This is a genomic window from Paenirhodobacter enshiensis (assembly GCF_000740785.1).
GTDB classification, from domain to species: Bacteria; Pseudomonadota; Alphaproteobacteria; order Rhodobacterales; family Rhodobacteraceae; genus Rhodobacter; species Rhodobacter enshiensis.
Window position 1 is genome coordinate 127,362 of the sequence record NZ_JFZB01000009.1, and the last position, 25,010, is coordinate 152,371.

Annotated in this window: 20 protein-coding genes; 11 read left to right on the forward strand and 9 right to left on the reverse strand. The window is 68.2% G+C overall.

Annotation, left to right across the window (positions count from 1 at the left end; all coding sequences use genetic code 11):
• Nucleotides 1–151 precede the first annotated feature (151 nt).
• The 3 genes from CG50_RS07295 (at nucleotide 152) to CG50_RS07305 (ending at nucleotide 4,363) form a co-directional block, all read left to right on the forward strand.
• On the forward strand, nucleotides 152–2,314 hold the full coding sequence (locus CG50_RS07295; RefSeq protein WP_036636563.1) for a malate synthase G: 2,163 nt from the start codon (nucleotides 152–154) through the stop codon (nucleotides 2,312–2,314).
• A 94-nt stretch (nucleotides 2,315–2,408) separates the two neighbouring features.
• Nucleotides 2,409–3,167 carry a gamma-glutamyl-gamma-aminobutyrate hydrolase family protein gene (locus CG50_RS07300; RefSeq protein ID WP_036636564.1) on the forward strand — a complete coding sequence of 253 codons (759 nt, stop codon included), beginning with the start codon at nucleotides 2,409–2,411 and terminating at the stop codon, nucleotides 3,165–3,167.
• 320 nt (nucleotides 3,168–3,487) lie between these two features.
• Nucleotides 3,488–4,363, forward strand: a complete 876-nt coding sequence (locus CG50_RS07305; protein WP_211248579.1) for a methylenetetrahydrofolate reductase — start codon at nucleotides 3,488–3,490, stop codon at nucleotides 4,361–4,363.
• A 46-nt stretch (nucleotides 4,364–4,409) separates the two neighbouring features.
• Here the strand turns inward: CG50_RS07305 and tldD are convergent, their stop codons facing one another.
• Nucleotides 4,410–5,831 (reverse strand): metalloprotease TldD, encoded by a 1,422-nt coding sequence (gene tldD, locus CG50_RS07310; protein WP_036636567.1) that lies wholly within the window; start codon nucleotides 5,829–5,831, stop codon nucleotides 4,410–4,412.
• Nucleotides 5,832–5,999: 168 nt separating this feature from the next.
• On the opposite strand from tldD, the gene cyoE reads away from it, so the two are divergent.
• The 6 genes from cyoE (at nucleotide 6,000) to CG50_RS07335 (ending at nucleotide 12,044) form a co-directional block, all read left to right on the forward strand.
• The gene (gene cyoE / locus CG50_RS07315) at nucleotides 6,000–7,001 is read left to right on the forward strand and encodes a heme o synthase (RefSeq protein ID WP_081880329.1); all 1,002 of its coding nucleotides are present in this window, start codon (nucleotides 6,000–6,002) and stop codon (nucleotides 6,999–7,001) included.
• A complete protein-coding gene (locus CG50_RS17030) occupies nucleotides 6,998–7,147 on the forward strand; it encodes a hypothetical protein (RefSeq protein ID WP_161785390.1) in 150 nt (49 codons plus the stop codon). Before cyoE ends, CG50_RS17030 begins: the two co-directional genes overlap by 4 nt.
• A 124-nt stretch (nucleotides 7,148–7,271) precedes the next feature.
• Nucleotides 7,272–8,669: a threonine synthase gene (gene thrC, locus CG50_RS07320; RefSeq protein ID WP_036636568.1), complete on the forward strand. Its 1,398-nt coding sequence runs from the start codon at nucleotides 7,272–7,274 to the stop codon at nucleotides 8,667–8,669.
• Nucleotides 8,666–9,925: a M16 family metallopeptidase gene (locus tag CG50_RS07325; RefSeq protein ID WP_036636570.1), complete on the forward strand. Its 1,260-nt coding sequence runs from the start codon at nucleotides 8,666–8,668 to the stop codon at nucleotides 9,923–9,925. The genes thrC and CG50_RS07325 overlap by 4 nt, the downstream gene beginning before the upstream one ends.
• A gap of 2 nt (nucleotides 9,926–9,927) precedes the next feature.
• Nucleotides 9,928–10,509, forward strand: a complete 582-nt coding sequence (locus CG50_RS07330; protein WP_036636571.1) for a GNAT family N-acetyltransferase — start codon at nucleotides 9,928–9,930, stop codon at nucleotides 10,507–10,509.
• A gap of 146 nt (nucleotides 10,510–10,655) precedes the next feature.
• Entirely contained in the window at nucleotides 10,656–12,044 is a 1,389-nt protein-coding gene (locus CG50_RS07335; RefSeq protein WP_036636572.1) for an FAD-binding oxidoreductase, read from the forward strand.
• A gap of 36 nt (nucleotides 12,045–12,080) precedes the next feature.
• On the opposite strand, the gene CG50_RS07340 is transcribed toward CG50_RS07335, so the two are convergent.
• Complete coding sequence (locus tag CG50_RS07340) at nucleotides 12,081–12,626, reverse strand: adenine phosphoribosyltransferase (protein WP_036636573.1); 546 nt, start codon at nucleotides 12,624–12,626, stop codon at nucleotides 12,081–12,083.
• A gap of 166 nt (nucleotides 12,627–12,792) precedes the next feature.
• On the opposite strand from CG50_RS07340, the gene CG50_RS07345 reads away from it, so the two are divergent.
• Nucleotides 12,793–13,326: a GNAT family N-acetyltransferase gene (locus CG50_RS07345; RefSeq protein WP_036636575.1), complete on the forward strand. Its 534-nt coding sequence runs from the start codon at nucleotides 12,793–12,795 to the stop codon at nucleotides 13,324–13,326.
• 83 nt (nucleotides 13,327–13,409) lie between these two features.
• Nucleotides 13,410–14,168 carry an EcsC family protein gene (locus CG50_RS07350; RefSeq protein WP_036636577.1) on the forward strand — a complete coding sequence of 253 codons (759 nt, stop codon included), beginning with the start codon at nucleotides 13,410–13,412 and terminating at the stop codon, nucleotides 14,166–14,168.
• Nucleotides 14,169–14,313: 145 nt separating this feature from the next.
• On the opposite strand, the gene ptsP is transcribed toward CG50_RS07350, so the two are convergent.
• The 7 genes from ptsP to CG50_RS07385 form a co-directional block, all read right to left on the reverse strand.
• Nucleotides 14,314–16,557 carry a phosphoenolpyruvate--protein phosphotransferase gene (gene ptsP, locus CG50_RS07355; RefSeq protein WP_036636712.1) on the reverse strand — a complete coding sequence of 748 codons (2,244 nt, stop codon included), beginning with the start codon at nucleotides 16,555–16,557 and terminating at the stop codon, nucleotides 14,314–14,316.
• Nucleotides 16,558–16,622: 65 nt separating this feature from the next.
• Nucleotides 16,623–17,882, reverse strand: coding sequence for an aspartate kinase (locus CG50_RS07360; RefSeq protein WP_036636579.1), 1,260 nt, complete (start codon nucleotides 17,880–17,882; stop codon nucleotides 16,623–16,625).
• Nucleotides 17,883–18,101: 219 nt separating this feature from the next.
• Complete coding sequence (locus CG50_RS07365; RefSeq protein ID WP_036636581.1) at nucleotides 18,102–18,551, reverse strand: DUF1178 family protein; 450 nt, start codon at nucleotides 18,549–18,551, stop codon at nucleotides 18,102–18,104.
• Nucleotides 18,552–18,659: 108 nt separating this feature from the next.
• A complete protein-coding gene (locus tag CG50_RS07370; RefSeq protein WP_036636583.1) occupies nucleotides 18,660–19,109 on the reverse strand; it encodes an NUDIX hydrolase in 450 nt (149 codons plus the stop codon).
• Nucleotides 19,110–19,267: 158 nt separating this feature from the next.
• On the reverse strand, nucleotides 19,268–20,536 hold the full coding sequence (locus CG50_RS07375) for a 3-deoxy-D-manno-octulosonic acid transferase (protein WP_051909681.1): 1,269 nt from the start codon (nucleotides 20,534–20,536) through the stop codon (nucleotides 19,268–19,270).
• 135 nt (nucleotides 20,537–20,671) lie between these two features.
• Entirely contained in the window at nucleotides 20,672–23,740 is a 3,069-nt protein-coding gene (locus CG50_RS07380) for an efflux RND transporter permease subunit (RefSeq protein ID WP_036636585.1), read from the reverse strand.
• Between the two features lie 10 nt (nucleotides 23,741–23,750).
• Nucleotides 23,751–24,869 (reverse strand): efflux RND transporter periplasmic adaptor subunit, encoded by a 1,119-nt coding sequence (locus CG50_RS07385; RefSeq protein WP_036636587.1) that lies wholly within the window; start codon nucleotides 24,867–24,869, stop codon nucleotides 23,751–23,753.
• Nucleotides 24,870–25,010 lie beyond the last annotated feature (141 nt).

The following is a 25,010-nucleotide window of genomic DNA, read 5'->3' on the forward strand; positions in this document are numbered from 1 at the left end:
CGGGCGGCCGGGGGCAAGCGCAAGCGGGGAAGAAGTCCGGCAGACAGGAATGGGGGACGGGCGCGGGAAGGGGGCGGCGGGGAAAGCGCTGGACAGTTCGCGCCCGCTCGGGGACAGTGCCGGCCGACACACGCTGCGGAGGAGGCACGAGATGGTCGAACGGGTGGAACGCGAAGGGTTGCAGGTTGCGGCGGAGCTTGCAGCCTTCATCGAGGAGAAGGCGCTCCCGGGTGCGGGCGTCGCGCCCGGCGCGTTCTGGAAGGGGTTCTCGGCGCTTCTGCACCAGATGGGGCCGCTCAACCGCGCGCTTCTCGACAAGCGCACGGCCTTTCAGACCCGCATCGACGACTGGCACAAGGCGCGCCGCGGCCAGCCGCAGGATATGGCGGCCTACAAGGCCTTCCTGACCGAGATCGGCTATATCGTTCCCGAAGGCCCCGACTTCAGCATCGAGACCGCGGCGACCGACCCGGAATTCGCCACCGTCTGCGGCCCGCAGCTGGTGGTTCCGATCATGAACGCGCGCTATGCGCTCAACGCAGCGAACGCCCGCTGGGGGAGCCTCTATGACGCGCTTTACGGCACCGATGCGCTTGGCGATCTGCCCTCGGGCAAGGGCTATGACACGGCGCGCGGTGCGCGGGTGATCGGCTGGGCGAAGGCCTTCCTCGACCGCAGCTTCCCGCTGGTCGCCGGGGGCTGGGCCGATGCCTCGCGGCTCTGGGTGCAGGGCGGAGGGCTCTTCGCCGAGACCGAGGAGGAAACCGGCCTGCGCGATCCGGCGCAATTCGTCGGCTTCTCCGGCCCCGAGGAGGCGCCGACCGCGGTCGTGCTGCGCCACAACGGGCTGCATGTGATCGTCTCGATCGACGCCGGCCATCCGATCGGGCGCGACGATCCGGCCCATATCTCCGACGTGCGGATCGAGAGCGCGATCTCCTCGATCATGGATTGCGAGGATTCCGTCGCCGCGGTCGATGCCGAGGACAAGGTTCTCGCCTATTCGAACTGGCTCGGGCTGATGAAGGGCGATCTGACCGAGACGGTCGAGAAGGGCGGCAAGACCTTCACCCGCCGGCTGTCGGGCGATCTCGAGTTCACCGCGCCCGAGGGCGGTTCGGTCACCCTCAAGGGCCGGGCGCTGATGCTGGTGCGCAACGTCGGCCATCTGATGACCAATCCCGCGATCCTGACCCGCGACGGGCGCGAGGCGCCCGAGGGGCTGATGGATGCCGCGATCACCACGCTGTGCGCCATGCACGATCTGCGCAAGACGGGCGGCCCGCGCAACTCCGTCACCGGCTCGGTCTATGTGGTGAAGCCGAAGATGCACGGCCCCGAGGAGGTCGCTTTTGCCTGCGAGACCTTCGACCGGGTCGAGAACATGCTCGGCCTGCCACGCTACACCGTCAAGCTCGGCATCATGGACGAGGAGCGGCGCACCTCGGTCAACCTCAAGGAATGTATCCGCGCCGCGAAGCACCGGGTGGCCTTCATCAACACCGGCTTCCTCGACCGCACCGGCGACGAGATCCACACCTCGATGGAGGCGGGGCCGATGCTTCGGAAGGGCGAGATGAAATCGCAGCCCTGGATCTCGGCCTACGAAGACCGCAACGTCGACATCGGTCTGCGCTGCGGGCTGGCCGGCAAGGCGCAGATCGGCAAGGGCATGTGGGCGATGCCCGACCGGATGGCGGACATGCTGGCGCAGAAGATCGGCCATCCGATGGCCGGGGCGAACTGCGCCTGGGTGCCGTCGCCCACCGCCGCGACGCTGCACGCCACGCATTATCATCAGGTCGACGTGCCCGCCCGCCAGCGCGAGATCGCCGCGATGAACCGCCCGGCGCGGCTCGACGATCTGCTGACGATCCCGCTCGCGCTCGGCCGCAACTACTCCGAGGCCGAGATCGCCGACGAGATCGAGAACGACGCTCAGGGCATCCTCGGCTATGTGGTGCGCTGGGTCGATCTGGGGGTCGGCTGCTCGAAGGTGCCCGACATCCATGACGTCGGTCTGATGGAGGACCGGGCGACCTGCCGGATTTCGTCGCAGCTGCTGGCGAACTGGCTGCATCATGGCGTGGTGTCGGAAGCCCGCGTGATGGAGGCGCTGCGCAAGATGGCGCTGGTGGTCGACCGTCAGAACGCCGACGATCCGGCCTATACGCCGATGGCGCCGGGCTATGACGGCGCGGCCTTCCGCGCGGCACGCGATCTGGTGCTGCTGGGCTGCGCGCAGCCCGCCGGCTACACCGAGCCGCTCCTTCACGCCTACCGCGCCGAGGTGAAGGCGGCCCTGAAAGGCTGAGCCGTTCCGGGCGCTGATGCACAGCCCCTGCGCGCTGCCCGGCCTTTCCGGGCGGCGCCTTCGCCGCTAGCTTGTGGGGCGAGAGGTATTCGTCATGCATCGTCCTGTCGTCGGCATCATCGGCAACCGCGGTCTCGTGAACAACCGCTATCCCGTCCATGAGGGCGGGCAGATGAATTCATGCGCAGTCAGCCATGTCGCGGGCTGCATCCCGCTGCTGATCCCGGCCGACCCCGATTACGTCACGGTCGAGGAGCTGATGCAGGTCTGCGACGGTTTCCTGCTGACCGGCGGGCGGCCGAACGTGCACCCGTCCGAATATGGCGAGCCCGAGACCGACAAGCACGGCACCTTCGACCGCGCCCGCGATGCCATCACGCTGCCTCTGGTGCGCGCCTGCGTCGAGACGGGCCAGCCCTTCATGGGGATCTGCCGCGGCTTTCAGGAAGTGAACGTGGCGATGGGCGGCTCGCTTCACCCCGAGATCCGCGAGTTGCCGGGGCGGATGAACCACCGGATGCCGCCCGAAGGAACGCTCGAACAGGCCTTCGCGCTGCGCCACACCGTTACGCTGACGCCCGGCGGCACTTTCGCCACGCTGTTCGGCACCGCCGAGGTGATGACCAACACGCTTCACGGTCAGGGCATCAAACAGCCCGGCCCGCGCATCGTGGTCGAGGGCACCGCCCCCGATGGCACGCCCGAGGCGATCCGCGTCGCCGATGCGCCGGGTTTCACCCTGTCGGTGCAATGGCACCCCGAATGGAACGCCGAGGCCGATCCCGTCTCGCGTCCGCTGTTCCGGGCCTTCGGCGCGGCGGTGCAGGACTGGGCCCTTACCCGGCGGAGCTGACCCGCCGCTCCCGGCACCACAGGCTTTCACGTGGAGAGGCCGGGCGAGAGCATGGAACCCGGTGTCCCTGGATCGTCTTGCGCGATGGGGCACGGATTTTCCGGCGACAGCAGGGGACTTGCCCCGGAATGCGGACGGCAAAGCAGGCGGTCTTCAGCACGCGGACCCGATCGCCGCGGTGAGGACACGCCGGTCCCCGGGCCGAAGACCGTCTGCGCGGTTCCTGTCTGTCGCTTTCCGCCCTTCGCCCGTCGCCTGTGGATCTGGTATGCGTGCCGTCTCTGCGCTAACCCGGAAGCGCAGCTCAGGAGATGTCCGGTATGACGCAGGAACGAACGCCCCCCACGTCCATCGCGGCGGATCTGCTGGCCTCGAGTTCGGTCGAGGTTACGCCGAAGACCCTTGCGAAGGAGGCCGATCTGACCTCGCTTCTGCCCGCGGGCAAGGTCGTGTTCATCGCCCACATCGCCGGCACTCACATCGCCGAGATGGTTGCTGCCGCGCGGCGTCTGCGTGCGAAAGGGTTCGACCCGCAGCCGCATATTCCGGCGCGGCTGCTCGGTTCGCGCGCGGAACTCGCCGACTGGCTCGCGCGCTATCGGGGCGAGGCGGGGGTGGAACGCGCCTTGCTGCTCGCGGGAGGTCTGGCCACGCCGGCCGGCCCCTTCGCCAGCTCCATGGATCTTCTGGGGACCGGACTGTTCGACGCCGCGGGCTTTCGCGAGATTGCATTCGCCGGCCACCCCGAGGGCAATCGCGACATCGACCCCGATGGGGGAACCGCGCATCTCGATGCTGCGCTCGCGTGGAAGCAGGCCTTCGTCGCGCGCAGCGATCTGAAAGCCGCCCTGGTGACGCAGTTCACCTTCGATCCGGCGCCGGTGCTGGCCTGGGCCGGGCGGATCGCTGCGGCTGGCATCGACCTTCCGGTCCGGGTCGGTCTGGCGGGGCCGGCGAAGCCCGCGACGCTGCTGCGCTATGGGCTGAACTGTGGCGTCGGGGCCTCGCTGCGGGTGCTGTCGCGCCGGGCGGGCGACCTCGGCCACATGCTGCGCCCGTTCGCGCCCGACGACATGCTGAGCGCTCTGGCCGACCATCTGGCCGCGCATCCCGAAAGCCGGATCTCGGGGATCCATCTGTTTCCGCTCGGCGGGCTGAGAGCCTGTTCGGACTGGGCGGCGCGGGCTCTCGGCTGAGGGGGCGGCCTGCACTCCGGCCGCCGGTTCCGGGGGGCGGTCTCAGTCAGGCGACAGAGCCGCCGACCGTGATCGCGCCGATCATCACCGTGGGCATTCCTACGCCCACCGGCACCCATTGCCCGGCCTTGCCGCAATTGCCGATGCCCGGATCGAGAGCCATGTCATTGCCGATCGCGCGGATATGCTGCAGCGCCGTCGCCCCGTCGCCGATCAGCGTCGCGCCCTTCACCGGCGCGCCGACCACGCCGTTCTTCACCCGGTAAGCCTCGGTGCAGTTGAACACGAACTTGCCGTTGGTGATGTCAACCTGACCGCCGCCGAAGCCCACGGCATAGATCCCGTCCTTCAGATCCGCGAGGATCGCCTTCGGATCGGCATCGCCGCCGAGCATGTAGGTATTGGTCATCCGCGGCATCGGCGCATGGGCGAAGCTTTCGCGCCGGCCGTTGCCGGTGGGCGCCACCCCCATCAGCCGGGCGTTCTGCCGGTCCTGCATGTAGCCGACCAAGATCCCGTCCTCGATCAGCACGTTCTTGCCCGAGGGCGTGCCCTCGTCATCGACGGTGATCGAGCCGCGCCGGTCCGGGATCGTGCCGTCATCGAGGATCGTCACCCCCTTCGCCGCAACGCGCTTGCCCATCAGCCCGGCGAAGGCCGAGGTCTTCTTGCGGTTGAAATCGCCTTCGAGCCCGTGGCCCACCGCCTCGTGGATCAGCACCCCCGGCCAGCCCGGCCCGAGCACCACGTCGAACTGCCCCGCAGGCGCGGGTTCGGCCGCGAGGTTCACCAGCGCGATGCGCAGCGCCTCGCGCGCGGCGGGCTGCCAGTGCTCGGGCGCGATCAGACCGGACAGACCGTAACGACCGCCGCCACCCGCACCGCCCGACTCGCGCCGGCCGTTTTCCTCGACGATCACCGACACGTTCAGCCGCGCGAGCGGCCGGATATCGCTCACCAGCCCGCCCTCGGGACGCAGGATGAACACTTCCTGATGGCTTGCCGCGATGCTGGCCGAGACCTGCACCACCCGCGGATCGAGACCGCGCGCATAGGCGTCGATCTCGCGCAGGATGTCGATCTTGGCGGCGAAACCCGCATCCGCCATCGGATCGGCATCGGTGTAAAGGCGGTGGTTCGTGCCCGCGGGCGGCGCGGCCATCGTGCCGCCGCCATCGCCCACGGCGAGACGCACGGTCTCGGTGGCGCGTTTCAGCGCGGCCTCGGAAATCTCGGTCGAATGCGAATAGCCCGCGACCTCGCCCTTCACCGCGCGCAGACCGAAGCCCTCGGAGGCGTCATAGGACGCATTGCGGATCCGCCCGTCATCGAGCACCAGCGCCTCGGAGCGGCAGCGTTCCAGATACAGCTCGCCATCCTCGGCCCCCGCCGTCGCCGCGCGCAGCGTGGCAAGAGCACGGTCCTGATCGAGCAGCGTCTCGAAGGGGGCAAAGCGGTCTTCGGCCATCGGTCGTCCTTTCCGGGTCCTTTTCCCCTTAATTAAGCTCTCGGGCGGGGAAGGGAAGCGGCCAATTGCGCGCCTGTCCCTTGTCCGCTCCGGAACCGGCACCGATATCGGCCCGGCTTTACGAAACATGTCTTTCCCGCTAAGGAAATCCCATCACGGGAGATCTCTATGAGCGACATCGCCTTCGACACCGAGGGACGGGCCGGACAGGCCAAAGGGTTGCGTCATCGTGACGCGCGGCAGGGGGATGCCCCCCGGGTCGCGTCGAGTGGCGATGCCGGCGCCGGCGACTGGTTCGCGCTGCTGAAGCCGCGGGTCATGTCGCTCGTGGTGTTCACCGCCTTCGTCGGGCTCCTGGTCGCGCCGGTGCCGGTGCATCCGCTGGTCGGGGCGGCGGCGATCCTGTTCATCGCGCTCGGTGGCGGGGCGTCGGGTGCGCTCAACATGTGGTATGACGCCGACATCGACAGTGTGATGAAACGCACCCGCGGCCGGCCGATCCCGGCCGGGCTGATCGCGGGCGATGCGGTGCTGGCCTTCGGGCTGGTGCTGTCGGTGCTGTCCTGCGCGATGCTCGCGCTTGCCACCAACCTGTTCGCGGGGGCCTTCCTCGCCTTCACCATCTTCTTCTATGCCGTGGTCTACACGGTGTGGCTGAAACGCTCGACGCCGCAGAACATCGTGATCGGCGGCGCCTCGGGGGCGTTCCCGCCGATGATCGGCTGGGCCTGCGCGACGGGCGGCATCAGCGTCGAATCGGTGGCGATGTTCCTGCTGATCTTCCTGTGGACCCCGCCGCACTTCTGGGCGCTGGCGCTGTTCATGAAGGACGACTATTCCAACGCCGGCGTGCCGATGCTGACGGTGACGCATGGCCGGCGGGTGACGCGGGCGCATATCCTCGTCTACACGCTGATCCTTGCGCCCGTTGCCGTGGCGACCGGCTTCACCTCGATCGGCGGGCCGGTCTATCTGACGGTCTCGGTGGTGCTGAACGCGCTGTTCATCGCCGGCGGCTGGAAGCTGTGGCGGCGCACGGAGGCCGAGGCCGAGGCCGACAACTACCGCGCCGAGCGTCGGGTGTTCTGGTTCTCGCTCCTCTATCTGTTCTTGCATTTCGCGGCGCTTCTGGCCGAAAAGGCCCTGCACCTGATCGGAGTCCCCGCATGAGCCGCAAGCCCGCGCCCCCCCGCGACGAAAGCCCCGAAGCCCGCGCGCAGCGCGCCCGCAGCCGCAAGTGGGCGCTGGTGACGGTTCTGGCGGCCTTCGCCTGCCTGATCTACGGCATCGCCATGGTGAAACTGCAGGGCCGCTGAGCGCGCCGCCCATGCCCCCGGCCGTTCATCCGGGCGGCCATTTCCCCGAACGTCCGGCTCCCGAAGGCGTGACAGCGCCGCGCGAGTAGCGTATCACCCTTTCGACAGTTTCGAAGGAAGACGAATGCGCTACGTGTCCACGCGGGGGCAGGCCCCGGTTCTGAGCTTTGGCGAGGCGATGCTGACCGGCCTCGCGCGCGACGGCGGCCTTTATGTCCCCGAGACGATCCCCACCCTCACCGCGGCCGAGATCGCCGATCTTGCCGGGCTGAGCTATGAAGAGGTCGCGTTCCGGGTGATGAAGCCGTTCACCGGCGACACCTTCACCGACGAGGAACTGCAAGGCGCCATCGAGCGCGCCTACGCGGGCTTCGGCCATCCGGCGCGCGCGCCGCTGGTGCAGCTCGCGCCGAACCATTTCCTGCTTGAGCTGTTCCACGGCCCGACCCTCGCGTTCAAGGATTTCGCGATGCAGGTGATCGGCCAGCTGTTCCAGATCGAGCTGGCGAAGCAGGGCCGCAAGGTCACCATCGTCGGCGCGACCTCGGGCGACACGGGATCCGCCGCGATCGAGGCGTTCCGCGGCCTCGACAATGTCGACGTGTTCATCCTGTTCCCGCATGGCCGCGTCAGCGAGGTGCAGCGCCGCCAGATGACCACGCCGATCGAGGAAAACGTCCACGCCCTCGCGCTCGACGGCGATTTCGACGATTGCCAGGCGCGGCTGAAGGACATGTTCAACGATTTCGCCTTCCGCGACGAAGTCGGCCTCGCCGGGGTCAATTCGATCAACTTCGCCCGGGTGCTGGCGCAGATCGTGTATTACTTCACCTCGGCCGTGGCGCTCGGCGCCCCGCAGCGCAAGATCAGCTTCACCGTGCCCACCGGCAATTTCGGCGACATCTTCGCGGGGTTCCTAGCGAAACAGATGGGCCTGCCGGTCGAGCGTCTGGTGATCGCCACCAACCAGAACGACATCCTCGACCGCTGCATCAAGGGCGGGGATTACACCAGGCACGGCGTGAAACCCTCGATGAGCCCGTCGATGGACATCGAGATCAGCTCGAACTTCGAGCGCGCGCTGTATTTCGCCTATGGCCGCGACGGTGATGCGATCACCGCCCTGATGACCGAGCTGAAGGAGGCGGGCAGCTTCACCGTTTCGCCCAACGCCATCGGCGCGCTGCGCGAGATCTATGACAGCGGCCGTATCGGCGAGGGCCGCACCCTCGAGATCATCGGCCGCACGCTGAAGGAAACCGGCGAGCTGATCTGCCCGCATACCGCGGTGGCCGTCGGCGTGGCGGAAGATGCGCTCGACCGCGATCCGGCGACGCCGATGGTGACGCTCGCGACCGCGCATCCGGCGAAATTCCCCGATGCGGTGAACGAAGCGACCGGCATCCGCCCGGCGCTGCCGCCGCGGATGAAGGATCTGTTCGAGCGCCCCGAGCGCGTCACCCGCGTCGCGAACGACCTCGCGGCACTTGAGGCGCTGGTGCGCGGAGAACGCCGGAAATGATCCGCACCACAACGCTTGCGAACGGGCTTCGGATCATCACCGAGCCGATGCCGGGGCTTGCCTCGGCTTCGGTCGGGCTGTGGGTGATGGCGGGCGGCCGCCACGAAAGGCCCGAGCAGAACGGCATCGCGCATTTCCTCGAACATATGGCGTTCAAGGGCACGAAGACGCGCACCGCCCTGCAGATCGCCGAGCAGATCGAGGACGTGGGCGGCTACATCAACGCCTATACCTCGCGCGAGATGACGGCGTTCTACGCCCGCGTGCTGGGCGAGGACGTGCCGCTCGCGCTCGATGTGGTGTCGGACATCGTGCTGAACCCGGTGTTCGACCAGAAGGAGCTGGAGGTCGAGCGCAACGTCATCTTGCAGGAGATCGGCATGGCGCTCGATACTCCGGATGACATCATCTTCGACTGGCTGCAGGAAGCGGCCTACCCGGATCAGGCCTTCGGGCGCACCATCCTCGGCCCGGCCGAGAGGGTCGCGACCTTCGAGCGCAGCGATCTGGCGGGTTTCGTGGCCGAGCATTACGGCCCCGATCAGATGATCCTCGCCGCCGCCGGGGCGGTCGATCACGACGCCATCGTGCGCCAGGCCGAGACGATCTTTGCCTCGCTTTCGCCGATCCGCCAGCCCGCGCCCGCGCTTGCGGTGTGGAAAGGCTCCGAGCGGCGCGAGATCCGCGACCTCGAACAGGTGCATTTCGCGCTGGCCTTCGAGGGGCCGAGTTACGCCGACCCGGACCTTTACGTCGCGCAGGTCTACGCCACCGCGATGGGCGGCGGCATGTCGAGCCGGCTGTTCCAGAAAATCCGTGAGGAAAGAGGGCTTTGCTACTCGATCTTCGCGCAGGCCTCGTCCTATGACGATACTGGTATGGTGACGATCTACGCCGGCACCTCGTCGGAAGAGGTCGCGGCGCTGGAGCTTCTGACCATCGACGAGCTGAAGCGCGCCACCGGCGACATGACCGAGGCCGAGGTCGCCCGCGCGCGGGCGCAGATGAAGGCGGGTCTTCTGATGGGCCTCGAAGGCGCATCGAGCCGGGCCGAGCGTCTGGCGCGCAACCTCGCCGTCTGGGGCCGGGTGCCGGATCTCGCCGAAATCTCGGAACGCATCGACGCCGTGAGTGTCGCCGATGTCGAGGCCTATGCCGAGAAGGTGCTGACCCAGAACCGCGACGCGATGGCGCTTTACGGTCCGGCCGGGGACGCGCCCGATCTCGCGACGCTGCGTGCGAGGCTCGCCGCCTGATGATGCTCGGCCGTCGCAAGCCCCGTGTGGAGACGGAGCGCATGACGCTGCGCCTGCCGGCACACGGCGACTTTCGCGACTGGTCGCTGCTGCGTCAGGAAAGCCGCGAGTTCCTGACACCCTGGGAGCCGAGCTGGTCCGACGACCATCTGAGCAAGCGCGCCTTCACCAACCGCGTCTACTGGGCGCAGCGCGCCGAGATCGCCGGAACCGCCGTGCCATTCTTCCTGATCCGGCGCGAGGACGGCCGGGTTCTGGGGGCGATCACGCTCGACAATATCCGGCGCGGGCCGGCGCAGTCCGGCACCATCGGCTATTGGATCGGCGCGCGCTACGCCCGGCAGGGCTACATGCGCGAGGCGATCGAGGCAGTGGTGTTCTACGCCTTCCACGACCTCGGGCTGAGCCGGATCGAAGCCGCCTGTCTGCCCGAAAACGCCGCTTCGCGCGGTGCGCTGGAGAAATCCGGGTTCAAGTATGAAGGCGTCGCGCAGGCCTATTTGCAGATCGATGGGCGCTGGCGCAATCATGTGCTGTATTCGAGCCTGCGCTCGGACCGGCGCGGGCGGACGGATGTGGGGTGAACGGGGGCGTTAGAAGGCTCTGCCCTGCAGACGACAAGTAAGAGAGGGGGCTCTGCCCCCTCGGGCCTCGCGGCCCTCACCCCCGGGATATTTGCGGCGAATCGAAAGGGTCAGGGGCTCTTTCGGCGACGAATGAGGATGGACGGATGCTGAACGGGGCTGATGCGGCGTTTCTGGACGGGTTGCGCGGGCAGGGGATCGAAGTTGTCGCGCCGGAGCCGCGCTATCTGGAGGAGCCGCGCGGGCGCTGGCCCGGACGTGCGGCGGCCGTCGCGCGGCCGCGCGATACCGCCGAGGTCGCGGCGGTGCTGCGGGCGGCATCGGCGGCGCGTGTAGGCATCGTGCCCTATGGCGGCGGCACCGGGCTCGTCGGCGGTCAGGTAATGGGGGCGGGCGAGGGTGCGCTGATCCTGAGCCTTGAGCGGATGAACGCCGTGCGTGCCATCGACCCGCAAAGTCTGGTGATCGAAGCGGGGGCGACGCTGGAAGCGGTGCATGAGGCGGCGGCCTCTGTCGGGCGGCGGTTTCCGCTGACCATCGGCTCGCAGGGGACAGCGCAGATCGGCGGCTGTCTTTCGACCAATGCGGGTGGGGTGAACGTGATCCGCTACGGCACGGCACGCGCGCTGTGTCTGGGGCTGGAGGCGGTTCTCGCCGATGGCACGGTCTGGAACGGGCTGACCCGGCTGCGCAAGGACAATACCGGCTACGATCTGCGTGATCTGCTGATCGGGGCGGAGGGGACGCTCGGCATTGTCACGGCGGCGGCGCTGCGGCTGTTCGAGCCGCCTGCGGTCGAGGGATCGGCGTTCTTCACGGTGCCGTCGCCCGCCGCGGCGGTGGAGTTGCTGAGCCTCGCGCAGGGGCGCTTCGCGGGCTGCGTGTCGATGTTCGAGCTGATCTCGGGCCAGGGCCTCGCCTTCCTGCGCCAGACCGGGCCGGAGGTGCGCTTCCCGTTCGCCGAGGATCCCGCGTGGATGGTGCTGATCGAGCTCGGCCTGCCAGCGGGGATGGATGTCGAGGAGGCCTTCGCCGGGCTTTACGAGGCGGCGGGCGATCTGGTCACCGATGCGGTCGTCGCGCAATCGGCGGCGCAGATGGCGGAATTCTGGTTCCTGCGCGAAACCATTCCGGTCGCCAACCGCCGTATCGGCGCCATTTCCAGCCACGACATTTCTGTCCCGGTCGCCGAGATCCCGCGCTTCATCGACGAGGCCGGGCGGATGCTGCACGCCATGGGCGACATGCGGATCAACTGCTTCGGTCATGTCGGCGACGGCAATCTGCATTACAACGTCTTCCCCGCCGCCGGCCGCCGGCGCGAGGCGTATGACATGGCCGCGGTCAAGCACGCGGTGCACGATCTTGTGGTCTCGGGGTTCAACGGCTCGGTCTCGGCCGAGCATGGCATCGGGCGTCTGAAGGTCGGCGATCTCGAACGCTATGCCGACCGGGCGAAGATGGCGATGATGCGCGCGCTCAAGGCCGCGCTCGACCCTGAGGGCATCCTGAACCCCGGCGCGGTGCTGGCCTGATGACGGTCGGCCTGAGAGTGCCAGGACCGGCGGGGATCATTCCCCGTCGAAGGCGCACAGCACGTTGACGTCGAGGCCCTGCGTTTCCAGCAGGGTGCGCCCGCCGAGTTCGGGCAGATCGACGACGAAGGAGCAGCCGACGATCTCGCCGCCCAGTCGGCGCACCAGCTGCGCGCCCGCCTGACAGGTGCCGCCTGTCGCCAGAAGATCGTCGACGATCAGCACGCGCTCGCCCGGGCGGATGGCGTCGTCATGGATCTCCATGATCGCCTCGCCGTATTCGAGCTTGTAGGACTGGCTGATTGTCGCGCCCGGCAGCTTGCCCTTCTTGCGGATCGGCACGAAGCCCTTCGACAGCTGATGCGCGATGGCACCGCCGAGGATGAAGCCGCGCGCCTCGAGCCCGATCACCTTGTCGATCGGTTCGCCCGCCCAGGGCTGGACCATCTCGTCGATCGCCATGCGAAAGCCCTTGGCATCGGCGAACAGCGTGGTGACGTCGCGAAACAGGATGCCCTCCTTCGGGAAGTCGGCGATGGTGCGGATGTAGTCCTTGACGGTCTTGCGCGGGGTCGTGGTCATCTGAGGTCTTTCGTCTGGAGGCCGTCCGGATCCGGCCGGGGCGGGGCGCAATCTAGGCGCCCGTGCGTCCGAGGAAAAGCCCCGATCCCTGACGCAGCGTCCTTTGATTTGATCCTGACACACCCGCGTGTTACGGGCGGTTTCGACAACAGAGTCGGGGTGCGCGATGTATCAGCTCGAGGAAGAGACCGAAGCCGATTGGTGGGATGTGGAGGCGCTTTATGACCTCTGTTTCGCGCCGGGGCGAACGGCGCTGTCCTCGTATCGGCTGCGCGACGGGGTCGAGAAGGTGCATCCTCTGTGCCTGACGCTGCGCGAAGACGGGGTGCTGGCGGCGGTGATCCGCTACTGGCCGGTGCAGGTCGGCGGCAGGCGAGTCCTGCTGCTCGGCCCCGTCGCGGTGCATCCGACGCGGCAGGGCGAGGGGCTCGGCGGTCTTTTGATGCACGAAAGCCTCGCCGAGGCGCGCCGCCTCGGGTGGGAGCGGGTGCTTCTGGTCGGCGACCGGCCGTATTATCAGCGCTTCGGGTTCTGGAAGATCGACGGGGTGGTCATGCCGCCGCCGACCAACCCCGAACGTGTGCTGGCCCTCGAACTGGTGCCCGGTGCCTGGGAGGGCGTGCGCGGTCCGGTCCAGAAGGCCGGGGCCGAGCAGTTCGTGCCTGACGCAGCCCCCGTCACCGGTGCGACGGCGCACTGACGCGAAGGGTGGATCTTCCCATCCGGCCCGCTCCGCCCCATATCGGAGGAGTTCGGCCCTCTCTTCGCAAAGGCAAGATCCAGATGACCCAGGAAATTCTGCTGCCGGTGAGCTGCCCCGAGACGCTGGCAGCGCTCGACGGTCTGGCGCTGCGCTACAAGGGGGCGGCGGGGCCGGTGATGCAGGTGATGGGCTTCATCGGCGGTTCTGCCGAGGCGGCGCTCGCCCGTCTGCCGGCGCCGGTGCGCCAGAGCCTCGACGGCGCGACGGAGCGCGCTCTGGTGACCGCGATGGGCGCCGCGGCGCGCTCGCGTCATGTGGTGGCCGACCGGCCCGACTGGGTGAACCGGGCGCTGACCACGGCGATGGGGGCGGCAGGCGGCTTCGCGGGGCTCGCCGGGGCGCTCGCGGAACTGCCGTTCACCGTCACCATGCTGTTGCGCGCCATTCAGGGCATCGCGGCCGAGCACGGGTTCGACCCGGATTCCGACGAGGTCCGCCTCGAATGCCTGCGGGTCTTCGCTTCGGCCGGACCCCTTGCAAGTGACGACGGCACCGACATGGGGTTCTTCACCGCGAAACTCACGATCACCGGCACCGGGCTGTCGAACCTGATCGCGCGCGTCGCGCCGCGTCTCGCGGCGGTGCTGGGCGAGAAGCTCGCCGCTCAGGCCGCCCCGGTCCTCGGCGCTGTGGCGGGCGCGGCGGTGAACTACGGCTTCACCAGCTATTATCAGGAAATCGCCCATGTGCATTTCGGGCTGAAACAGCTCGCCCGCACCAGCGGCGAGGACGAGGGCCTCTTGCGCGAGGAACTGGTCGCGCGCCTGAGCAAGCGCTGAGCCGCGACACAGGCGCGCCGTCCCCCTTTCGATTCGCCGCAAATATCCCGGGGGTGAGGGCCGCAGGCCCGAGGGGGCAGAGCCCCCTCCCTTACTCTCTTTGCGGGATCTTTCTGCGGGGCGCGCGCAAGGCCCCGATCGGGCCTCAGTGCAACCCTGCCAGATAGCGCGTCACGGCCGGGCGCACGGTCTCGACGTTTGCGTCCTGCGCCTCGCGGATCACCTGCGCCAGATCGTCAAGGTTCGCGCGCCGGATCAGATGCTTCACCGGCCCGATCGAGGCCGGGCGCATCGACAGCGTGCGGATCCCGAGCGCGGCGAAAGTCAGCGCCTCGACCGGGCGCCCGGCATCCTCGCCGCAGAAGCTCAGCGGCGTTCCGGCATTGTCGCAGCGCGCGATGATGCCCGAGATGAAGCTCAGGAACGCGGTGTCGAGCGTGTCATAGCGGCGCCGCACCCGCTCGTTCTCGCGGTCGGCGGCGAAGAAGAACTGCTTCAGATCGTTGCCGCCGAGCGAGATGAAATCGCACGCCGCGAAGAAGCTGTCCGGCGCGAAGGCGAGGGACGGCGTTTCCATCATCGCGCCGATGCGCAGCGTCTCGGGCACGCGCCGGCCGATCTTGGCCTCGCGGTCGCGCATGTGCAGCGCCTCGGCGCGGGCGGCGTGGAATTCCTCGGGCGTGGCGATGAAGGGGAACATCACCGACAGCGGCCGGCCGTCGGCGGCGCGCATCAGCGCCTGAAGCTGCATCCGCAGCACGCCGCGCTTGTCGAGGCCCACCCGGATCGCGCGCCAGCCCATCGCCGGGTTGGGTTCGTCCTGCGGCTTCATGTAGGGCAGCACCTTGTCCGAACCGATGTCGAGCGTGCGGAACTGCACCTGCTTGCCGCCGGCCGCGTCCATCACCCGCTTGTAAAGCGCCGCCAGCTCGCCGCGCGAGGGCACACGCGAACGGGTCAGGAACTGCAACTCGGTGCGGAACAGACCGACGCCATCGGCGCCCGACCCCGCGAGCGAGGGCAGATCCGCCATCAGCCCGGCGTTCATCGTCAGCGAGATCACCTTGCCGGACTGATCCTCGGCCGGCAGTTCGCGCAGATCGGCGTAACGCTTCTGCGCCTCGGCGGCCATCGCCATCTTGTCGCGGAAAGCGGCGGTCACGCTGTCCTCGGGGCGCAGATGCACGATACCGTTGTCGCCGTCGACCAGGATCGGATCGCCGTTCAGCGCCTCGGTGGTGATGCGCCCGGCGTGGATGACCAGCGGGATCGCCAGCGCTCGGGCGACGATCGCCGCATGGCTGCCGACCGAGCCCTCTTCCAGCACCACGCCCTTCAGCACCCGGCCGTAATCGAGCAGCTCCGCCGGGCCGATGTTGCGCGCGACGAGGATCGGGTTTTCGGGCAGTTGCGCCCCGGTGTCGCGTCCCTGTCCGGTCAGCAGCCGCAGCAGCCGGTTCGACAGATCGTCGAAATCGTGAAGCCGCTCGCGCAGATAGGCATCGCTCGATTGTCCGAGCTTCGAACGCGTCGTCGCCTGTTCCTTCTCGACCGCCGCCTCGGCCGACAGACCGAGCCCGATGTCCTCGACCATGCGCCGCATCCAGCCGCGCGAATGGGCGAGCATCCGATAGGCTTCGAGAACCTGGCGCTGCTCCTTGTCCATCGTGGCCGAGCCCGAGAGCATGTCGTCGATCTGATGTTGCAGCCCCGAGACCGCCTCGACCAGACGCTTCTGCTCGTGCTCGATGTCGTCGGCGACCGGGTTGGTGACGACGACGCGCGGCTCGTGCAGCCAGACCCGGCCCTCGGCCGCGCCTTCCTGTCCGGTCGCGCCGCGGAACAGCACCGGGAAGCGATGCGTCGCGCCGATGCCGTTGTGGTCGGCGGTAAAGGCGCCAAGCTCGGTCATCTCGGCCAGCACCATCGCCACGACCTCGAGGCCGTAGACTTCATCCTCGAGGAACTCGCGCGCCTCGCGCGACTGCACGACAAGCACGCCGAGGATCTCTCCGACGCGCTGGATCGGCACGCCGAGGAAGCTCGAATAGATCTCCTCGCCGGTCTCGGGCATGTAGCGGAACCCGGGCGCGCCGGGGGCGTCGCCGGTGTTCACCGGCGTGCCGGTGCGCGCGACGCGCCCGACCAGCCCCTCGCCGAGGCGCATCCGCGTGTGGTGCACCGATTCCGGGTTGAGGCCGGTCGTCGCGCACAGCTCCAGCGTCTCGGGATCGCGGAACAGGTAGATCGAGCACACATGCGTGTGCATGGAATCGGCGATCAGGCTGGTGATCCGGTCGAGCCGGTCCTGCCCCCCCGTCGGTTCGGCGAGCGTGTCACGCAGCCGCCGCAGCAGGCTGCGGCTGTCGGGCACGCTGCGCTCCGGTATAGGGTTGCCCTTGCCGTCGTCCATGTCGCGACGCTCCCCCGTGCGGGGGCCTGGCCTCGTCTCGGTCAGGCCTTGTCCAGTCCGAATGCATCATGGAGGGCCTGCACGGCCAGTTCCATATATTTCCGGTCGATCAGCACCGAAATCTTGATCTCGGAGGTGGTGATGACCTTGATGTTGATGTTTTCCGCGGCAAGCGCATTGAACATCTTCGCCGCGACGCCGGCGTGGCTGCGCATCCCGATGCCGACGACCGAGACCTTGGCGACATCGGTGTCGATGATCAGCTCGTCGTAACGGATCTTGCCGGCGGCCTTGGCGTCTTCGAGCGCCTTCTCGGCGCGGGCGACCTGATTGATCGGGCAAGAGAAGGTCATGTCGGTGACGGCGCCGGCGTGGTGCTCGTCATAGTCCTTTTCCGAGATGTTCTGCACGATCATGTCGACGTTCACACCGGCCTCGGCCAGTGGCCCGAAGATCGCGGTGGCGATGCCGGGGCGGTCCTCGATGGTGAACAGGGTGATCTTCGCTTCCTCGCGCGAGAAGGCGATACCGGAGACGGCTTTCGATTCCATGATTTCTTCCTCGGCGCAGACCAGGGTTCCAGAAGTTTCATCGGTGTCCTCGAAGGAGGACAGCACGCGCAGGCGCACATTGTAGCGCATCGCCAGCTCGACCGAGCGCGTCTGCAGCACCTTGGCACCGAGAGAGGCGAGTTCGAGCATCTCCTCGAAGGCGATCTTGTCGAGCTTGCGCGCCTTCGACGAGACCCGCGGATCGGTGGTGTAGATGCCGTCGACATCGGTGTAGATGTCGCACCGCTCCGCCTCGAAGGCGGCGGCGAAGGCGACGGCGGTGGTGTCCGAACCGCCCCGGCCGAGCGTGGTGATCCGGCCCTCGGGCGACAGGCCCTGGAAGCCCGCGACCACGGCGACCTTCATCCCTTCGGCGAATTTCTGGTCGATGTTGGCGCGCGGGATCGACAGGAAGCGCGCCGAACCATGCGCCGAGGTGGTGTTGATCGGGACCTGCCAGCCTTGCCAGCTGCGCGCGGGCACGTCCATTTCCTGCAGCCGCAGCGCCATCAGACCGGCGGTGATGTTCTCGCCCGAGGACACCACGGCATCGTATTCGCGCGCGTCGTAAAGCGGAGAGGTCTTCTCGACCCAGCCGACCAGCTCGTTGGTCTTTCCCGACATCGCCGAAACGATGACGATGACGTCATAGCCGCGCTCCACCTCGCGTTTGACCTTGGCCGCCGCGTTGGCGATGCGGTCGAGGTCACCTACCGAGGTGCCGCCGAATTTCATGACGAGAAGCGGCATGATACTCCCCCACAGACGTGCCGGGCCCGCTGCCCGGTCGAACGGGTTCCTGCTAGCGGATGGCGGAAGGGCTTGCAAGGGCCGCGCGCCCCGGCGGGCACATTGTTGCGCGCGAGGGTGGGGATCCGTGCCGATTGTTCCCGGATTGCCCGGGTTTGGCTGCGGCGGGTTTCGGTTTCTTGCGTTGCCGGGCGATGCCGTGGCGATCGGGCGGCCCGCTCAGTTGGTCTTGCGCGGGCTCATGAAGGGCAGGGGCGTGACCTCGATGCCGTCCTCGATCAGCGCGCGGGCCTCGTCGGGGCGCGCCTCGCCCCAGATCGCGCGCTCGGGTGCCTCGCCCTCGTGCATGGCGCGGGCCTCGGTGGCGAAATCCTTGCCGACGTAATCGGAATTCTGTTCGACCGCGCGGCGCAGTGCGGCGATGATCCCGGCCGGATCGGGCGCGGCCGCAGGCGCCGCCTGCGCGGTTTCGGGGTGAGGCGCTTCAGGAGCGCCCGCCTTGCGTGCCGGGCGCACAGCGGGCGCCATCAGCGTTTTCGCGACCCTGGCCGAGCCGCAGACCGTGCAGGCGACCATGCCGGCCGCGCTCAGCTTGTCGAACGCCTCGGCCGAGGCGAACCAGCTTTCGAAAGCGTGGTCATGGTCGCATTTCAGGGTGTAGCGGATCATCCGTCGCTTCCGCGCAAAAGGGTCTGGGCGAAGGAAACAGATATGGTGTGGCGCCCGAAATGCAACCCCTGACGAGAGCCGGGCTCCCCGGCCGCGGGGCCGCCGGGGTCAATGTTTCAGGCTGCGCAGCAGCTCGGCCAGCTCGGGTTCGGCGACCAGCCTGGCCGCCTTGGCAAGCGGCACCCACTTGCGCCGTCGCTGGCCCTTTTCGGGGTAGCGCGCGGCGAGCTTGTCGACCTTGACGGGATGGACCTCGACCCGGCACTGCAGCGGCCGCCCGGTTTCGAGCGCCTTCTGCGCGCCATAGGTGCCGAGAGCGGGCCCGCTCAGCCGGCCGATCACCCCGGCCTCTTCCCAGGCTTCGGTCAGCGCGGTCTCGCCCTCGGAACGGTCGTCCATCCGCCAGCCCTTGGGCAAAAGCCAGCGGCCGGTCTCGCGCGAGGTGATCATCAGAACCTCGGCCCGGCCAGCCTTGCGCCGCAGGCACAGCGCGGCGAACTGCACCGGACGAACCCCGCTCGCATTTCGCAGGAGTTCGAGTTTCTTCTCGTATTTCATCCTGTAGCCCGATCGCCCCCCGTGTCTTGCCGGCCTGCCTCGCGCCCGCCCGTTGTGCCCCGGCCGGATCGCATCGTTTCGGTCTAAAGATAAAGAGCGGGCGCGGCCGAGTTCCAGAGCCGGAGGGGCAAACCCGGGCCGCAGTCGCAGAAAATTGCTCAGCCTGCCCGGATCTTGCCCGTTTTCGCGGCAATGATGCCGAGAAATGCGGCGGCCAGCCCGCCGATTGCCGCGCGTCCGGTCATCGGGCCAAGCGCTTCGGTGGCGCGCGCGGCAAGGCGGGCGGCCTCGGCCCCGCCCATGGCGAGCGCCGGGCCGAGCGTTGCCGCATCGCGGACGGCAACCGCGGCGCCTGCCGCGTCGAGTGCCCCGAACGGGGCGCGGTGATTTTCGGTGAACGGACCGTGCACCACGGCTGCGCCGCAGGCCACCGGCTCGAACGGGGTGTGGCCGCCCTTGTCGACGAGCGTGCCGCCGACGAAGCAGACCGAGGCCGCACGATACCAGTTCGCCATCTCGCCCATCGTGTCGGCCAGAAGAACATCGGCCGTGGCGGTATCGTCGCCGGCCGAACGGATCGCGACGCTCAGCCCGCGGTCCGCGATCAGGCGCGCGATGGCGGGGGCGCGGCGCGGATGGCGTGGCGCGAGGATCAGGCGCAGGCCGGGCACCTGTTCGCGTGCGACACGGAAGGCATCGAGGACGATCTCGTCCTCGCCTTCATGGGTGGAGGCTGCGAGAACCGTTAGCGCGCGCTGCCATCCCGGCGACCATGTGGCGGCGGCAGGCGCGACGGCGGTCTTCAGATTGACCGCCGGCAGCATCCGCGCATCCGGCACGCCGAAGCCACGAAAGCCCGCGGCGCTTGCCTCGTCCTGCGCCGAGACCGCGTCGATCGCCGGCGCCAGCACCCGGCCGAGCCCGATCTTGCGCCAGCGTCGGGCGGAACGCGCCGACATCCGCCCGCCGGCGATCAGCACCGGGATCGCGCGTTCACCCGCCATCGCCAGCCGGTTCGGCCAGATCTCGTTCTCGATCACGATCAGCGCGGAAGGGGCATGGCGGGCGAAGAACCGGCGAAGGCAGCCGCGGCTGTCGAGGGGCGCCATCCGCACCGCGAGGCGTCCGGTCAGCGCGGGCTCGCGCATCCAGCCCTCGGCCAGCGCGCGGGCGGTGACGGTGTTGACGGTGATCAGAAGCCGCAGATCGGGGGCGCGGGCGAGCATCTCCTCGATCAGCGGGCGGGCAGAGACCAGCTCGCCGTTCGAGGCGGCGTGCAGCCAGACCGCACCCGGCACCGTCGCCGCGCCGAAGCCCAGCCGTTCGGCCAGCGTTCCCGCCGCTTCCTTGTCCGCAGCCACGCGCAGCCCGAGCCGGATCAGCAGCATGGGCAGCACGAGGGCAAGGATCAGGCGATAGAGGCGCAAAGGGGGCTCCGGCAGGAAAGGCGTTTCCCGCATCCATCCCGCAGCACGGCGCGGGATGCAAGCCGTATGGCGGAAACGACGACGGGCGCGGCATCGTCTGCCGCGCCCGTCGAAGCGTTTCCGTGCCGGATGCGCTCAGCCAGCGGCGACGCGGCGTTCCTCGGCCTCGCGCAGGGCGCGGTCGGAGGGCGCGATGAAGCTGTAGAACATCGGCACCACGAAGAGCGTGAACATCGTCCCGATCAGCAGCCCCGAGAACATCACGATCCCCATCGCGTTGCGCGCGGCCGCACCGGCACCTTGCGCAAAGACCAGCGGCACCACCGCCAGCGCCATCGCCGCCGTGGTCATCAGGATCGGCCGCAACCGGGTGCGCGCGGCGATAACGATGGCCTCGCGCCGGCCGCGGCCATGCTCGGCGCGCTGCTGGTTGGCGAATTCGACGATCAGGATACCGTGCTTGGTGATCAGCCCGACCAGCGTGATCAGCCCGACCTGACTGTAGATGTTCAGCGTCCCGAGCCCCATGTTCAGCGGCAGCACCGCGCCGAAGATCGTCAGCGGCACCGCCATCATGATGATGAACGGGTCGCGGAAGCTCTCGAATTGCGCGGCGAGCACGAGATAGATCACCAGAACCGCCGCCGCGAAGGCGATGGCGATGGTGTTGCCCTGGGTCTGTTCCAGCCGCGACTGGCCGGAATAGTCGAGGAAGAAGCCCTCGGGCATGACGTCGCGCGCGATCGAGACGATCTCGTTCACCCCGGTCACCGTCGACAGCCCGATCATCGGCAGCGCGGTGATCGTCGCGGAATTCAGCTGGTTGAACTGCTCGATCGAGGCCGGCATCGCGTCGGTCGAGATTGTCACCACCGAGCTGAGCGGCACCATCGCGCCCGAGGCCGAGCGCACGAAGTAACTGCCCAGCAGCGCGGGGTTCTCGCGGAAGCTCTGCGGCACCTGCGGGATGATGTCATAGCTGTTCGAGTCGCGGTCGAACTGCGCCACCTTGTAGCCGCCGACCAAGAGACCCAGCGTCGCCCCCACATCCGAGGCCGAAACCCCGAGCGTCGCGGCCCGCTCGCGGTCGATGGTCACCCGCGCCTCCGGAGCGTCGAAGTTGAGCGAGTTCTGCACCACGATGAACTTGCCCGAGGCCTGCGCGCGGCGACGGATTTCCTCGGCGACCTCGGCGACCTGAGCGGCCGAATGGATCGACTGCACGATGATCGAGATCGGCAGCCCGCCGCCGGTGCCGGGCAGGGTGGGCGGCGCGAAGGCGAAGCCCTTCAGCCCGGGGTTCAGGTCGAGCTTCGCCTGAATGTCGGTCTGGATCGCCTTTTGCGAGCGGTCGCGCTCGGACCAGTCCTTCAGCGCCCAGATCAGGAAGCCATGACTGTCGTCGCCGCCGAAGCCCGCGACGGAGAAGTCGGTCTTCACCTCGGGGATGCCGGCCGTGGCCTTGCTGATCTGGGCGATGTATTTCGCGGTATAGGTATCGGTGGCGTAGCGCGGCCCGTTGGCGATGGCGATGATCGCGCCCTCGTCCTCGTCGGGGGCGAGCTCGCTCGAGGTATGGACGAACATGAAGCCCATCAGCCCGATCAGCACCGCGACGATCGTCAGCGTCACCGGCCGGTAATCGAGCGATCCGTCGACGCGCGCCTGATACCACTGCGCCAGCCGCTCGAACACGCGGTCGACGCGCGCCTGAAAGCCCGAGGCACCGTCCGCGCGCAGGATCCGCGACGACATCATCGGCGTGATGGTCAGCGCGATGATGCCTGACAGGATCACCGATCCCGCGAGCGTGAAGGCGAATTCGCGAAACAATGCGCCGGTCAGCCCGCCGGTGAAGCCCAGAGGCGCCAGCACCGCGGCCAGCGTGATCGTCATCGCGATCACCGGGCCGGTGATCTCCTTCATGCCGGCGACGGCGGCGGGGATCGGTTTCATCCCCTCCTCGATATGACGGTGGATGTTCTCGACGACGACGATGGCATCGTCGACCACCAGCCCGATCGCCAGCACCATCGCCAGGAGCGTCAGCAGGTTGATCGAATAGCCGAGCGCCGCCAGCACCGCGAGCACGCCCACCAGCGACAGCGGGATCGTCACCACCGGCATCACCACCGAACGCACCGAGCCGAGGAACAGCAAGATCACCACGATCACGATGGCGACCGCCTCGGCGATGGTCTTGAACACTTCGTGGATCGAGGCGGAAATCGTGTCGGTGGAATCGTAGACCATCTCGAGGCGCATCCCCTCGGGGAGCCCCGCGTTGATCTTCGGCAGCTCCGTCACCACCGCGGCAGCGGTGTCGAGCGGGTTCGCCGCAGGCGTCGGATAGACGCCGATGAAGGTGCCGGGCTTGCCGCGGAAGTTCACGATCTCGCCCGACTCGTCCGAGGCGAGCTCGATCCGCGCCACGTCGCGCAGCCGCACCACCGCATCGCCCTCGGCCCGGATCGGCAGTGCACCGAAGGCCTCGGGCGTCTGCAGCGTGGTCTTCAGCGTGATCGCATGGGCGACATATTCGTTCTTGGTCTTGCCCGCCGCCGCGAGGTAGTTCGACGCATTGACCGCCGCCAGCACCTCGGCCGCGGTGACATGGCGCGCGGCCAGCTTGTCAGGGTCGATCCACAGCCGCATCGCGTATTTCGAGGCGCCGATCACCTCGATCTGCGCGACGCCCGGGATCGTCGACATGCGCGGACGGATCACCCGCTCGATATATTCGGTCAGCTGCTCCTTGGTCATGCGCGGGTTGATCGCAGCGATGTAAAGCAGCGCGAAAGTCTGCCCGGTGCCCTTGACGATCACCGGATCCTCCGCCTCGGTCGGCAGCTGCGAGCGCACCTGCTGCACCTTGGCGAGGACCTCGGTCAGCGCGGTGTCGGGGTTCGAGCCGAGCTTCATGTGCACCGAAACCACCGAACTCGACGGTGCCGAGGTCGAGGTCACGTAGTCGATGTTCTCGGTGGTGGCGACGGCTTCTTCGATCGGGGCGGTGATGAAGCCCTGGATCAGTTCAGGCGCGGCACCGGGATAGGTGGTGGTGACGGTGACCACGGTCTCGTCGACCTTGGGATACTGGCGCACCGCGAGGTTGAAATAGCCCGCCGTGCCCAGAAGCAGCATGAACGCGCCCACCACCAGCGACAGCACGGGGCGGCGGATGAAGATTTCGGTGAAATGCATCGTCCGGTCCTCAGTTCGCCGCCGGGGCGGTGCCGGTCTTCGCCGGATCGTCGACGACGGTCACCGCCGCGCCGGGCGAGAGCTTGTTCAGCCCCGCCGTCACCACCCGGTCGCCGGCCTTCAGGCCGTCGCGGATCTCGACCTTGTCGCCGAAGCGCCGGCCGAGCGTGACGAAGACCTGTCGCACCACGGTCTCGGGCGCGCTGGCGCCCTGCGGGGTTTCCTCGCGCAGCACATAGACCGTATCGCCGTAAAGCGAGGAGGCGATGACGGTCTGCGGCAGCGCGATCACCCCCTGTTCGGTCGGCAGCGCGATGCGCAGGCGCAGGAACTGGCCGGGCGTCAGCGTGCCGCCGTCGGTGTCGAGCGTCGCGCGCAGCGTCACCAGCCGCGAATTCGGGTCGATCTTCGGGTCGATGCCGGTAACGGTGCCGGAAATCGGGGCGCTGCCATCCTCGGCCGTGGCGGTGAGCGGCGAGCCGAGCGAGACCTCGGCCGCCTGCTGCTCGGTCAGGGTGAAATCGGCGCGCATCCGGCTGCGGTCCTGCAAGGTGGCGTAGACGGTGCCGGGGCTGACGTATTCGCCGACCTCGACGCGCGGGATGCCGACGGTGCCATTGAAGGGCGCCAGAAGCTGCTTGGTCTGCAGCACGGCCTCGAGCTTGGCAACCGCGGCCTCGGCCGAGATTTCTTCCGCCTGGGCGCTGTCGAGATTGCTGACCGAGGACACGCCGCGCTGCTGCAGCGACTGCGCCCGGGCAAGTGTGATCTGGGCAAGGTTGAGCGAGGCCTTGGCCGAGTCGAGATCGGCGCGCTCCTGCCGGTCGTCGATCTGCACCAGAAGCTGGCCTTCGGTCACGCTGTCATTGGCGTTGAAGCGGATTTCGCGCACCACACCCGAGGCCTCGGTCGACAGATCCGCGCCCCGGATCGCGTTGGCCGTGCCGATGGTGTCGATGCCCGGCGTCCAGGGGGCCGGGGCGACTGCGGCCACCGTGACCGGCAACGGGGCCGGCTTCATCGTGGCGAAATATTGCGCGATCATCCGGGCTCGGAACAGGTTGAATCCGACGATTCCGCCCCCGAGAACGGCAAGGGCGACGATGGCGATGAGGAGACGTTTGAACATGAGCGATTCCGGGTGACACGGCCGGGGGAGGTGGCCAAAACTGAACCAATCAGTTCAGAATTGGCCGGGAGTGTCAATTCAATTCACCTCGCGGTGATATCGGCGACGGCATGGCCGCATCTCTCCGGGACTGTCCGGAGC